Consider the following 10,797-nt stretch of genomic DNA (forward strand, 5'->3'; position numbering starts at 1 on the left):
CTTCGAGCAGCCCCGGCTCGGCCAGGCTCTTGCCAATCGGCAACCCTTTGGCGAGCATGAAAGTATTGGCAATGCCACCGCCGACGATCAGTTGATCGACCTTGCTCGCCAGCGCCTTCAGGATCGTCAGCTTGGTGCTGACCTTGGAGCCGGCGACGATCGCCACCAGCGGCCTGCGCGGATGCGCGAGCGCGCGCGTGACGGCGTCGATCTCGGCCGCCAGCAGCGGTCCGGCGCAGGCAATTGCGGCGTACTGCGCGATGCCGTAGGTCGAGGCCTCCGCGCGGTGCGCGGTGCCGAATGCGTCGTGGACGAAGATGTCGCACAGCGCGGCCATCTTGCGCGCCAGCGCCTCGTCGTTCTGCTTCTCGCCCGGGTTGAGGCGACAGTTCTCGAGCAGCACGACCTCGCCCGGCGCGACCTCCACGCCATCCACCCAGTCGCGCAGCAGCGCGACCTTGCGGCCCAGCAACTCGGCCATGCGCTTGGCCACGGGAGCGAGCGAATCTTCGGGCTTGAATTCGCCCTCGGTGGGGCGGCCCAGATGCGAGGTCACCATCACGGCCGCACCGGCCTTCAAGGCCTGCTCGATACAGGGGATGGAGGCGCGGATGCGGGTGTCTTCGGTGATGTTGCCGGCGTCGTCTTGCGGCACATTGAGGTCGGCGCGGATGAAAACGCGCTGACCGGCGACCTTGCCGCTAGCAATCAGATCGGAGAAGCGAATGACATTCATGAAGTTGAGCCCAGAGGTTAGATGCAATGGCCGCTAGCTTACCAAGCTGTTCAGATCAGCAGAGTTACCAACCGAGCCCAATGCGCAGGGCCAACATCACCGCCGTGCCGCTGATGATGGTGCCGAGGATGCCGCCGCGCCAGAAGAAGTAGGCGGTGCCGACCGCCGTGGCATAGAGCCGAGCGTCCTGCCAGGTGTCGATCAAATGGCCCTGCGTCATCACGATCTCGGGCACGATCACCGCCGCCAAGGCCGCCAGCGGCGCATAACGCAGGCCCTGCTTGGCCCAAGTCGGCAGCGGCAATTCCTTGTCGGAGATTAAAAAGAAACCGCGCGTGAGCCCGGTGATCAGCGCCATGCCGATGATGCCGGCAACAATTTCCCAATTGGTCATCGGAGCACCCTTCGCTCGGGCAACCAATGCTCCATCAACAGCCCGGCCGCCACCGCCACCGCGATCGCCACCAGGATGTTCAGCCGCAGCGGCAGGCCGTAAGCCGCCACCGCCGCGCAGCTGGCGACCGCGCCCGAGACCCAGGCATTGCGGTCCTTCAACAGCGAATAGGCCAGGCCCAGCAAGGCCAGCACGCCGGCGAAACCCAGCCCCCACTCGGTCGGCACCCGGTCGGCCGCGAGGATGCCGATGATGGACGGAATCTGCCAGGACGCCCAAGTCCAGGCCGCACCGCCGGCGTAATAAGGTACTTGTCCGGGGCCGGGCTTGGGCTCGGGGAAGCGCCGCATGAAGGCAACGTAATTTAAGTCGGCGGCAAAGTAAGCCAGGCTCAGGCGCTGCAGCCGCGGCAGATGGCCAAAATACATCCGCCATTGCACGCTGAAGATCACGAAGCGCAGATTGACGCAAAAAGCGGTGGCCCACAGCACCCACAGCGGCGCGCCGCTGGCGATCAGCGGCAGGGCCGCCAGCTGCGAGCTGCCGGCAAACACAACCAAGCTCATCAGCAAGGCCAGCGGCACCGACAAGCCGCTCTTGACCATCGCCACGCCGGTCACCAGGCCCCAGGCCGAGATGCCCAAGCCAATGCTCATCATCTCGCGCGCGCCGTTGCGGAACTCGGGGTGGCGCCACAACGCCGCTGCTTCTCTGTTCATGGCCCGATTGTCGCTGCGCATCGGCGACTGCCGCAGCCGCTCAATTCAGCTTGGTGATCACGCCGTGCCCGGCCACCGAACTGCTGACCTTGGGCGAGCCCAGATAGCCGATATCGCCCGAACCAGCGATCGAGATTTTCAAGCTATTGACCGCATGCACGCTCGCGTTGCCGCTGCCGGCAATGCTGGCCTTGACCGCATCGGCCTGCAGGCCGCGCGCATCGACATCGCCGCTGCCGGCCACCGACAAACTGAAACTGCCGGTCCGGCCACTGGCCTTGATGTCGCCACTGCCGCTGACCTGCACGCTCAAGCTCTCGCTGCTGAAGTCCACCAAGTCGATATCGCCCGAACCGCTGACACTGGCATGGAGCTCAGGCGTCTTCATCGCCTCCACCCGCACATCGCCGGAGCCCGCGATCGCCAGCGAACGCAGTTGCGGCATCACCAAGATGATCTGGGGCTCAGTCTTGCTGGAGAAGCTGAAGCCTTTCTTGGTGCCGATCTCCAAGGTGCGGCCCTTGCTGCCCTCGACGACGCGGGTCTCGATCAGCGGCAACAAATTCGTGTCGGCCTTGACCTCCAACTTGACGGCCGGGCCCTGGCGCACCAGGACCTTGTAGCTGCCCGACAGGCTGATGGCGTCGAAGCCGCCCAAGTCGCGCGTCTCGCTGACAACTTCGCCCGAACCCTTGACCTGTTCATTGAAACCCCAGGTCCAGGCCTGAGCGGGTGCGACAACGGCGAGCAAGGTGATGCTGGCGGCGACGTGAATTGAGCGGCGATTCAACATAGGGAGGACTCCTCGGTGAGCGGATGTGACTTTGCGAAGCTCGCATCATCTGCCACACCTTGCCCGCCGCCAATCACGCTGCGACAGGATGCAGGCGCAGGGGCTCAGAAAGCAAAAAAGCCGTCGCGAAGGCTCGGCCTAATGTGCCGCCTTAGGCTTGCTGTCTTTCGCCTCGCCCTTATCGCCGGCTTTATCCGCGCTCTTCGGCTTGGGCTTGACGTCCTCTTCCGGCTCGGCGCCGGGCTTGACGACAGGCGTGCGCGGCACCACCGGTGCGACGCCGTCGAGCTTGTTCTCGCGCATGTACTCGTCCATCTCCTTCCAGCCGGTGAAGACCGCCGCCTTTTGAGCCTTGGGGTTGAGCGTGTAGCAGTCTTCGATGGCGCGCAGGGCGTGGCGGCAGGCGCTGCCGATGGCCTTGCCCTCGGCCTCCTTGGCTGCAGCCAGCTTGGCCGGGTCTTCGATGCCCAGTTGATCGCAGCCCGTCAACAAGGCAGCAGCAGCCAGCACCAGGACGCGCAAGGAAAGAGTGAGCTTCATAGCACTTGATATCGGCTCAATGCGCCGCCGCTTGAGCCCGAACGGGTCAGACTCAACGGCGCGGGGTCATCGCCATCAAACGTGCAACCCGCTCTTCGGTTGCCGGATGGGTGCTGAACAAGCCGGCCAAGCCCTGGCCGGAGAGCGGGTTCATGATCATCATCTGCGCCGTCTCGGGATGGCGCTCGGCCGCAGCCATCGGGATGCGCTGGGCAAAATTGTGAATCTTGGTCAGCGCCGAGGCGAGCGCCTGCGGGTCGCCCGCGATCTCGGCGCCGCCCCGGTCGGCCTCGAATTCACGCGCGCGGCTGATCGCCATCTGGATCACGCTGGCGGCCAGCGGCGCCAAAATCATCACCAGCAGACCGACCAGCGGGTTGCTGGAGCGGCCTTCGCTATTGCGGCCGCCAAAGAACATCGCAAAATTAGCCAGCATCGAGATCGCACCCGCCATGGTCGCGCTGACCGTGCTGATCAAGATGTCGCGGTGCTTGACATGGGCCAGCTCATGCGCCATCACGCCGCGCAGCTCGGCCGCGGACAGCACCCGCATGATGCCGGTGGTGGCGGCGACTGCCGCATGCTCGGGGTTGCGGCCGGTGGCGAAGGCGTTGGGCGCGTCCTCGTCGATGATGTAGACCTTGGGCATCGGCAGCTCGGCCTTGGCCACCAGGTCCTTGACCATGGCGTAGAACTGCGGCGCCGAGGTCGCGTCGACCTCGCGGGCGTTGTACATCTTCAGCACCAGCTTGTCCGAAAACCAATAGCTGAAGAAGTTAAGCCCCGCCGCCACCAGCAGCGCAATCATCATGCCGCTCTGGCCGCCGATCATGCGCCCCAGGACCATGAACAAGGCGGTGATGGCGGCCATCAAGATAGCGGTCTTCATCAAATTGAACACGGGACTCCTTTGCGATTGAGCGAATGATAACGGCCAGTTACATCGGGGCAAGCGCGCAAATTTCAAGCCATGAAGCGAGCGCCGACCGCGATCGGCCGGGCCTGCAAAAAGGCCTGCGCGGGCAAACGCTTGGCGCCAGCGCGCTGCATTTCGGTCAAACGCAAGGCCTGCTCGCCGCAAGCCACCACGACGCCGCGCTCATCCACGCGCAAGACCTCGCCCGGCGCGCCGCCCCCCGCGCAGACCTCGCCGCGCCAGCATTTGATCGCCTCACCGTCCAGCTGAGCCAGGCCGCCGGGGAACGGGTCGAAGGCCCGCAGGCGCCGCTCGATTTCCGCCGCCGGTTGGGTCCAGTTGATTTGCGCCTCGGCCTTTTCAATCTTGTGCGCGTAGGTGACGCCCTCGGCAGGCTGCGGGGTGGCGACCAAATCAGCACCGACAGTCAGCGCCGCCACAATCATCCGCCCGCCCAATTCTGCCAAGCGGTCATGCAGGCTGGCGGTGGTGTCGCTCGCGGCGATGGGCAGGCACTCCACCAGCAGCATCGCGCCGGAGTCCAGGCCGGCGTCCATCTGCATGAGGGTGATGCCCGTCTCAGCGTCACCGGCCTCGATCGCCCGGTGGATCGGCGCCGCACCGCGCCAGCGCGGCAGCAAGGAGGCGTGGATGTTCAAACAACCCTGCGGCGGACTGTCCAGCACCCATTGCGGCAAGATCAGCCCGTAAGCGGCGACCACCATCAGATCGGCTTTGGCGTCCAGCAGCGCTTGCTGCGCAGCGGCCGCCTCCTCGGGGTATTTGCCATCCAGAGGCAGGCTGCGCGGCTGTGCGACCTTGATGCCATGCTGCAGCGCCAGCTGCTTGACCGCCGAGGCCTGCAGCTTCATGCCGCGCCCGGCCGGCCGGTCGGGCTGGGTCAGCACCAGGGGCATCTCGAAGCCGGCCCGCAGCAGGGCGTCCAGGGCGGTGGCAGCAAACTCCGGCGTACCGGCAAAAACGACGCGCAGCGGCTTGGTCATGACTCAGCGCTTGCGCCCGTCGTCTCCGCGCGCCTTCTTCAGCAGCTTGGTCTTGATGCGCTCGCGCTTGAGCGGGCTCAGGTATTCGACGAAGACCTTGCCCATCAAATGATCCATCTCATGCTGAACGCAGACCGCCAGCAAGCCCTCGGCCTCGAACTCATAGGGCTGACCCTCGCGGTTCAGCGCCCGCACGGTGACGCGGGAATGGCGCGCCACCTTGTCATAGATCTGCGGCACCGACAGACAGCCCTCCTCGCCCTCGGTGAACTCGGCACTGGTCTTGGTCAGCTCCGGGTTGATCAAGACGCGCGGGTCATTGCGATCCTCCGAGGTGTCGATCACGACCACGCGCTCGTGCACATCGACCTGGCTGGCGGCCAGGCCAACGCCCTCGGCGGCGTACATGGTCTCCAACATCTCGTCGACTAGGCGCTGAATGCGCGCATCAACGGCCACGACGGCGGTGGCCACGGTGTGCAAACGGGGATCTGGGTAACGCAGAATATTCAATATCGCCATGGTTCATGCGCTGTGGACGGGACACAACGTCTTTTTGTAAGTGCTTGCAAGCGGGCGAAAGCCCTTGTTTTGTTCGTTGCGATGGCCCGTTTTTGGGGGCAGAATCATCGCGGCCAACAGGATTTTCGCCGAAATGCAGAAACTTGGCCGCTCAGGGTTCTATACGGGCGGCAAATCAGCTACCGCTTGCGCAGAATAGGACTTAGGCAAAGTTGTTCCAGCTAGGCACGACGCCGCAGGCAGTACGCCCTGTACGACAAGGCGGAAGGAGTCAACGCTGGGGCGATTTTGCGTAAGTCCTAAATAAAACAAGTCAACCAGGGCCGCATCCGTCAGCGGTAGAGAGTGCTCAATGCCTTTTCGTGAAATCCCGAATCTCCCCCGCCGCAGCTTGCTGGGCCTGTGCATCATGGGCACGGCGTCGCTGGCTTGGGCACAGACCGCGGCCTTGCCCGTTACCGACCAACAGCGTGCCACCGCCGAGCGGGTGGCCCAAGCCGGCGTGCCGCTGAGCGAATTGGCGGCCAACGCGCCCGAATCGCATACCGTCAAGCCTGGCGACACGCTCTGGGATATTGCCAAGTTGTTTCTGACCACCCCCTGGCGCTGGCCCGAGCTCTGGGGCATGAATCGCGAGCAAATCAGCAACCCGCACCTGATTTACCCCGGCCAAATACTGCTGCTGGTCAAGCTGGGTGGCCGCGCGCAGCTGCAGCTGGCACAACAGCGCGCCGGCGCGCCAGGCAGCGGGGCAGATGAATCGGGCAAGTTGTCGCCGCGCATCCGCGCCAGTGACTTTGACGGCAATGCCATCACCGCGATCCCGCTCAATTTGATCGAGCCCTTTTTGAACGACGCGGTGGTCTTCGACACCGACGAGCTGGCCACGGCGCCGCGCATTGTGGCGACGCCCGAGGGTCGGGTCTTGCTGTCGCGCGGCGACTTGGCCTATGCGCGTGGCGATTTATCCCAAGCCACCGACTACCGCGTATTTCGCAGCACCCGTCCGCTGCTGGACCCCAGCACCCAGGAGATCCTCGGCTACGAGGCGCCCTACCTGGGCACCGCCGAACTCAAAAAACCCGACCAAGACCGCCAACTGCCCGATGGCAAGACCGAAATCGTGCCCGCCACCTTGATGATCAAGGCGGTGCGCCAGGAGATCGGCATTGGTGACCGCCTCTCGCCGGTGCCGCAGCGCAGCTTCTCGCGCTACATCCCGCATGCGCCGGACGCACCCATCAGCGGTCAGATCGTGTCGATCTACGGCGACGGCTTGAACGCCGGCCAAAACCAAATCGTCGCCCTGAACCGGGGCCGCCGTGACGGCATCGAGCGCGGCCATGTGCTGGCGCTGTGGCAGCAGGGCCGCAGCATGATAGACAGCACCAGCGACAAGCGCGAAGTCATCAAGCTGCCGGATGAGCGCCACGGCGTCTTGTTCGTGTTTCAAGTCTACGAGCGGGTGTCTTACGCCTTGATCATCTCGGTCAAGGAGCCGGTCAGGGCCGGGGACCGCTTCAGCCAGCCCTGATGATTTGACGAAATTAGAGGGGCGGCCCCGATGCTGGAGCGTGCTGAGTTAGCGGCCTGGCTGCGGCTGCTGGAAAGCCCCGGTGTCGGACTGGAAGCGGCGCGCCGGCTGCTCACCCAGACCGGCTCGGCACCAGCGATTTTTGATTTACCCGGCGATGCTTGGCAGGCTGTCTTGAGCCCGGCGCAACGCGCAAGCCTCGGCCAAGTGCCAGATCATCTGGCCGATCTGGTGGAGCAAACCTGGGTTTGGCTGAACGCCGATCCACGCCATGACATCTTGCTGCTGGGTGACGCCGACTATCCGGCGGCCTTGCTGCAAACCGCCGACCCGCCGCTCTTGCTCTATCTGCACGGGCGACGAGAACTGTTGGGCAGGCCCGCCCTGGCCATTGTCGGCAGCCGCAGTCCGACGGCTCAAGGGGTCGACAACGCGCACCGTTTTGCGCAGGATTTAAGCAAGGCAGGCTTGACCATCGTGTCCGGCATGGCCCTGGGCATTGACGGCGCCGCGCACCGGGGGGCCTTGGACGGCGCACTGGCGGGCGGCGCCAGCACGCTGGCCCTGATGGGCACCGGGCTGGACCAAACCTATCCCAGGCGTCACCTGCAGCTGGCCCAGGAGATCAGCGAAAACGGCTTGCTGATCAGCGAGTATTCGCTAGGCACACCGGTGCTGCCGGCTAACTTTCCGCGCCGTAATCGCCTCATCGCCGGCCTGTCCATGGGCTGCCTGGTGGTGGAGGCCGCGCTGAAATCGGGCTCCTTGATCACGGCACGCTTGGCCAGCGAGGCCGGACGCGAGGTCTTCGCCATTCCCGGCTCGATTCACTCACCCTTGAGCCGGGGCTGCCATGAACTGATCAGGCAGGGGGCAAAACTGGTAGAGCGGATCGAGGACATCCTCGAAGAGCTGCCATCGATTCAAGCTGCCGCAAACGCAAAGCAAGCGGTCGCTGAGAACGTAAGCAATTTACCCACCGCTCAGGCCCAGGTTTTGAATTTGATGGGCTTCGACCCCGTCTCACTCGACGGCCTCGCTCAGCGCGGCGCCTGGCCGGTGGCCGACCTGAGCGGGCTCTTGCTGGAGTTGGAATTGAACGGCGAAATAGCACGCCTGGCGGGCCAGTTATTTCAACGCCGCAAGAAGGCATAAAACTCGCCCTAGAGCGAAATTCAAGCCCATCAAGCGCTCTTGACTGGGCATTTTTCGGGCAAATGCTGCAAAAGGCCTGCGGTATAGTCGGCTCATGTTTGACGTGCTGGTCTACCTCTACGAAACCTATTGGCGCCCGGATGCCTGCCCGGACCATGCCCAATTGACACGCAAACTGTCGGCAGTGGGCTTCGAGAGCGATGAAATTCAAGAGGCGCTGTCTTGGTTGGATGGCTTGGCCGAAGGCGCGGCGTCCTACCAAGGCCAGCAAGGTCCGCTGAGCCTGCGGGTCTATTCCGAGGTCGAACTCGACCACCTGGGCGAACCGTCGGTCGGTTTCATCAGCTTTTTAGAGTCGGCCGGCGTGCTGCCGCCGCCAATGCGCGAGATGGTGATCGACCGCGGCATGGCCATTCCCGGCGCGCCGATGGACCTGGAGGACCTCAAGATCATTGTCTTGATGGTGTTCTGGAGCCGCGGCGAAGAACCCGACGCCTTGATTTTGGATGAGTTGTTTGTGGCGCCCGAGGACCGGCTGATCCACTGAGAGGCTGAGAACTTTCTACTGCGCGACCGGCATGCGTTGTTGGCCGGGTGCTCGAAATCCTCACGTACAGGGAGTACGTTGCGGTTTCTGCGCTCCGTCCGCCTAGCCTGACGGCCGCTCGCTACAAAATTCCTCAGCCTCTGACGCTTTAGTTCAGCAAGCGACTCGGGTCGACATCCAATTTGGCCAGCGCATTGCGGGTGGCCTTGACGGTCAGCGACTCGTCTTGAGCCGGCAGCAGCAAACCCGCCTGCAAGAAGCCCGCCATGCGACTGAGCTGGAACAAAACCCCGCGGCCGCTGGTGGTCACGAACAAAGCCATCTGCCTGCGGGTGCCGCGCCAAGCCAGTTGCACCGCCTCATTGCGATTGCGGTAGTCCAACATATACCAACCGCCGACTTGCAGCTCCTTGGCCCAGGCCAGCATCGCCGGGCTGGGGTCGGAACCGCCTTCGGCCACCACTTCCATACCCTCGGACTCATGGCCGGACAGGTCACGCACCATGGTTGGGTCAATGTCGATTTCGTCGCCGCCTTCGGGCAGCATCGCCTCCAGCGTCTCCAGCTGATCCATCAGCTCCTCCAAGCGCTCGCGCGGAATCTGCGCGCTCTTGGCGGTGAAGGCCGCCGCCAAGGCATTGTTGAGGGTGCGCACCTGTTCGTCTTGGCGCTCGACGGCCATGCCGGCCTGGCTCATGCCATCGCGCAAGGTCTTCAGCAGCGGCGGCAGGCGGCGTATCACTTCGGCGCGTTCTTCGCGTGACACCTTGGCGCTGGCCGACCAGATCAGATCGGCCGCGGCGCGTTTCATTTCCTTGGTGGCATCGCTCTGGTTGCCGCTCTTGACCGCAGCCATCGCCAGCACGTCGGCCCACACATGGAACAGGAACTCGCGCACACCTTCCTGCACCGGCACCTCGTGGAGCATCTTGCGCAACTCGATCGTGTACTGGATCGCCAGCGTCTCGCGCTGCTCGACCTGGTGCGCCAGCGACACGCCTTTGCGCGAGGCCTCGTTTTCGTTCTTGAAATAGTACTCGAGGAATTTCTCGAATTCGACCAGCACGGTCTGGAAAACACGCCGGCCGGTGTCAGGGTAGGCCTCGACCACCTGCACCACGCGCTTGATCTCCTTTTCGAGCGCGTCGCCGACCGCACGCGCAGTGGCGTCGAAGCCCATCACGCACGAGCCCATGCGGTCGATCAGGCGCCGCGCCGGGTGGTCGACGGTGGCGAAGAAATCGGGCTCGCTGACGGCCACTCGCAGCACCGGCATCTGCAGCCGCGCGAACCAGACCCGCACCGCCGAAGGAATGCGCTCTTCGGTCAGGATGCTCTGGAACAGCAGCGCGACAATCTCGATCGTGGCGCGCTCCACCGGCGTGGCCGCCGCCTGCTTCAGGGCCTGCTTGCGGTTGTTGAGCTCTTCCAGCAAGGCCGGCGTGCTGACCGCGTCGGAGACGGTACGCACCGCGCCACCGCCCGACAAACGATTGGCGATGCCCCGCTGCGCTTCGGAGATCGCCGCCTTGAGGCCGGGGGAGGCCGGGGCCGGCGCGTGCGCCGTGACCACGAACTCGGGCAGGTGGCGGCCGACAAGTCGGTTCAGGCGGTCGAGCACGGCCTCGGCGTGCCCGGTCACGCGCTGCTGCAAGCCGCCGGCGCGCGTCATCATGCGGGTCTCTTCGCCGACCTCACCGCGGCCATCGCTGGAGTTGACACTCGACTGCGTGAATCCGGCCGGCGCGTGGGTCGTCGGCTGGAAGTTGCGGTGCGTCGCGCGGGTGCGCCGGATGAACGGGCGCAGATCGACCTCGGGCAGCACCTGGCGCTCGATCAGGAAACGGTTGGTCTCGTGGAAACCTTCTTCGGCAAAGTGCGCGAACTCTTCGTGCAGGATCGGCCGGAGCATGCGCCACATGTCCAGACCGAGGCCG

At 64.5% G+C, this 10,797-nt stretch carries 12 protein-coding genes; 3 read left to right on the forward strand and 9 right to left on the reverse strand.

Translation table 11 applies throughout. The annotated features are described in order from the left end of the window. The 8 genes from pgk to def all read right to left on the reverse strand — a co-directional run. On the reverse strand, positions 1-736 hold a 736-nt coding region (gene pgk / locus RMO57_RS07465; RefSeq protein WP_310385481.1), incomplete at its 3' end, for a phosphoglycerate kinase. Positions 737-800: 64 nt separating this feature from the next. Beyond that, positions 801-1,130 (reverse strand): AzlD domain-containing protein, encoded by a 330-nt coding sequence (locus RMO57_RS07470; RefSeq protein WP_310385483.1) that lies wholly within the window; start codon positions 1,128-1,130, stop codon positions 801-803. Continuing rightward, positions 1,127-1,849 carry an AzlC family ABC transporter permease gene (locus RMO57_RS07475; RefSeq protein ID WP_310385484.1) on the reverse strand — a complete coding sequence of 241 codons (723 nt, stop codon included), beginning with the start codon at positions 1,847-1,849 and terminating at the stop codon, positions 1,127-1,129. The genes RMO57_RS07470 and RMO57_RS07475 overlap by 4 nt, the downstream gene beginning before the upstream one ends. A gap of 40 nt (positions 1,850-1,889) precedes the next feature. Further along, on the reverse strand, positions 1,890-2,642 hold the full coding sequence (locus tag RMO57_RS07480; RefSeq protein WP_310385485.1) for a head GIN domain-containing protein: 753 nt from the start codon (positions 2,640-2,642) through the stop codon (positions 1,890-1,892). A 138-nt stretch (positions 2,643-2,780) separates the two neighbouring features. Beyond that, on the reverse strand, positions 2,781-3,182 hold the full coding sequence (locus RMO57_RS07485) for a hypothetical protein (RefSeq protein ID WP_310385487.1): 402 nt from the start codon (positions 3,180-3,182) through the stop codon (positions 2,781-2,783). A 52-nt stretch (positions 3,183-3,234) separates the two neighbouring features. After that, on the reverse strand, positions 3,235-4,083 hold the full coding sequence (gene htpX / locus RMO57_RS07490; protein WP_310385489.1) for a zinc metalloprotease HtpX: 849 nt from the start codon (positions 4,081-4,083) through the stop codon (positions 3,235-3,237). Positions 4,084-4,145: 62 nt separating this feature from the next. Next, positions 4,146-5,090: a methionyl-tRNA formyltransferase gene (gene fmt, locus RMO57_RS07495; RefSeq protein ID WP_310385496.1), complete on the reverse strand. Its 945-nt coding sequence runs from the start codon at positions 5,088-5,090 to the stop codon at positions 4,146-4,148. A gap of 15 nt (positions 5,091-5,105) precedes the next feature. Beyond that, entirely contained in the window at positions 5,106-5,624 is a 519-nt protein-coding gene (def, locus tag RMO57_RS07500) for a peptide deformylase (protein WP_310385490.1), read from the reverse strand. Positions 5,625-5,976: 352 nt separating this feature from the next. On the opposite strand from def, the gene RMO57_RS07505 reads away from it, so the two are divergent. The 3 genes from RMO57_RS07505 (at position 5,977) to RMO57_RS07515 (ending at position 8,860) form a co-directional block, all read left to right on the forward strand. Next, positions 5,977-7,158 carry a LysM domain-containing protein gene (locus tag RMO57_RS07505; RefSeq protein ID WP_310385491.1) on the forward strand — a complete coding sequence of 394 codons (1,182 nt, stop codon included), beginning with the start codon at positions 5,977-5,979 and terminating at the stop codon, positions 7,156-7,158. A gap of 33 nt (positions 7,159-7,191) precedes the next feature. Further along, positions 7,192-8,313 (forward strand): DNA-processing protein DprA, encoded by a 1,122-nt coding sequence (gene dprA / locus RMO57_RS07510; RefSeq protein WP_310385498.1) that lies wholly within the window; start codon positions 7,192-7,194, stop codon positions 8,311-8,313. Positions 8,314-8,407: 94 nt separating this feature from the next. Next, positions 8,408-8,860: a DUF494 domain-containing protein gene (locus tag RMO57_RS07515; protein ID WP_310385493.1), complete on the forward strand. Its 453-nt coding sequence runs from the start codon at positions 8,408-8,410 to the stop codon at positions 8,858-8,860. A 148-nt stretch (positions 8,861-9,008) separates the two neighbouring features. Here RMO57_RS07515 and RMO57_RS07520 read toward each other — a convergent pair. Then, a partial coding sequence (locus tag RMO57_RS07520; protein WP_310385495.1) for a DUF1631 family protein occupies positions 9,009-10,797 on the reverse strand: 1,789 nt, incomplete at its 5' end.

Source organism: Roseateles sp. (genome assembly GCF_031397715.1).
Taxonomy (GTDB): Bacteria; Pseudomonadota; Gammaproteobacteria; order Burkholderiales; family Burkholderiaceae_C; genus Paucibacter_A.